The sequence below is a fragment of the Moorena sp. SIO3I6 genome, from assembly GCF_010672095.1.
Genome location: NZ_JAAHHU010001535.1, coordinates 1 through 1,179 on the forward strand (window position 1 = coordinate 1; position 1,179 = coordinate 1,179).

General features: G+C 36.0%; 2 protein-coding genes. Both read left to right on the forward strand.

Annotated features, from left to right (window positions below; translation table 11 throughout):
* Window positions 1-393 precede the first annotated feature (393 nt).
* Window positions 394-711, forward strand: coding sequence for a hypothetical protein (locus tag F6K49_RS50975; protein ID WP_293024712.1), 318 nt, complete (start codon window positions 394-396; stop codon window positions 709-711).
* A gap of 197 nt (window positions 712-908) precedes the next feature.
* A partial coding sequence (locus F6K49_RS50980) for a hypothetical protein (RefSeq protein ID WP_293110546.1) occupies window positions 909-1,179 on the forward strand: 271 nt, incomplete at its 3' end.

Genomic DNA, 1,179 nt, shown 5'->3' on the forward strand with positions numbered 1-1,179 from the left:
TAAACTACTTCAATAAAAGCCCATCAAAATTACCAATTTTTTTGAACTAATTCAGAATCGATTATTGCTCACTATTTAGTTGTGGGAGGAGTAAAGCATAAATATTAAGCCAAAGTGGCCAGCATTTTTTTAATTAGGTTAGATATAATGACCGGTTCCTAAATAATAAAGTACTTCGATACAACGCCATCAAAATTACCAATCTCTTTGAACTAATACAGAATTCGTTACTACTGAATAAATACTTATAGTAAATCCAGTAATTTTTAAAAAATCAAAGGTTGAAGCCAAATTGGCGAGACATGCCTAGGGGAATCTGGATATAGTTATATCAACAGCTCAAACAAAGCTGCTCGAAACAAAAAAAATCAACAACAAAGAAGGAGAAAATCAATGCTTATTTCTGACCTAAATCATCTAGAGTCCGTTGAAGCTAGCAAAGTTCAAGGTGGACTTTCATTAAGCAACAATTTCCAAAGCGTTTTCAAAACTAAAAGCACCATCGTAGAAAACGAACTTTTCAATACTACAGTTAACGTTAAAGTAGATATCGGTAATACTGCTACTGCTTCCGGTAATACTGCTTCTGAAGCTCAAAGCGATGCAGGTAATAATGTTGCTAGTAAGCAAGAAAGCTTCTTCTTGACTCTTGAGCAAGGTGGCGTAACTGCTACTAAGTCTCAAGGTATTGGATTCTCTGCTATCCAGTAGTCATTAGTCAGGATATTTTCCTGATTAATTAACTTTCAAACCTGGGTGTCTTCATATCCTAATAGAATGCAGTACCTTCAGTTCTATATGAACATGATTACACTCAGGTTTAGGTTTGATTGCTTCAGTGTGATTGCTTCAGGATAGTCAATCCTCGGCGTTACCAATAAAATTAACAACCAAGAAGGAGAAAATTAATGCTTATTTCTGACCTAAATCATCTAGAGTCCGTTGAAGCTAGCAAAGTTCAAGGTGGACTTTCTTTAAGCAACAACTTCACCAGCATTTTCAGCACTAACAGCAGCATCGTAGAAAACGAACTTTTCAATACTACAGTTAATGTTAAAGTAGATATCGGTAATACTGCTACTGCTTCCGGTAATACTGCTTCTGAAGCTCAAAGCGATGCAGGTAATAATGTTGCTAGTAAGCAAGAAAGCTTCTTCTTGACTCTTGAGCAAGGTGGCG